This window comes from Vibrio sp. 2033, from assembly GCF_033339735.1.
This window is the reverse complement of sequence record NZ_JAWOVC010000836.1, coordinates 1-518: the sequence shown is the minus strand read 5'-3', so window position 1 is coordinate 518 and position 518 is coordinate 1. Positions and strand designations below refer to the sequence as shown.

Below are 518 nucleotides of genomic sequence, written 5' to 3'. Positions count from 1 at the left end.
TCATTGCTCAATTCTCTTTTATCTGATCACAAGTCAGGCCAATTCCACCTTATGGAAATGGGGCGCAAATTTTACGTCAAAATGTGAACTGTGACTAGGAGAATTGTGCTTTAGATGAACAAACGCCCTACAAAAAGTGAGGGCGTATTTATTAAAAAGTAGGGTTATCTTATGCGTTAGGGTTAGGCAGGCCGCCTAGCGCTTCGTATAGATTTGGTAGGAAAGCGCTGAATTCACCGCACATTAGTGAGAAGTCAGCATCAAAGCGAGCCGCTTGATCTTCACGTGGGATATCGTCGTTTTGATCTTTCAACTCATCTGAGAATTTTAGACGTTTGATGCCGGAATCTTCAGCCATGATGAACTCGATTCGGTCTTGCCAGTTAAGTGCAAGTTTCGTCACGACTTTGTCAGCTGCGATGTGATTGCGGATTTCATCTGTGGTCAGCTCTTGCTTCTTACAGCGAATCACACCACCTTCTTCAAGTACTGATTTTAACTCAGCTTCGTCCATCATG

The 518-nt window shown here is 43.6% G+C and carries 1 protein-coding gene; it reads right to left on the bottom strand.

The window, feature by feature from the left end; translation table 11 throughout:
• Positions 1 to 169 precede the first annotated feature (169 nt).
• On the bottom strand, positions 170 to 518 hold a 349-nt coding region (gene rdgC / locus R7P74_RS29370), incomplete at its 5' end, for a recombination-associated protein RdgC (protein ID WP_318124265.1).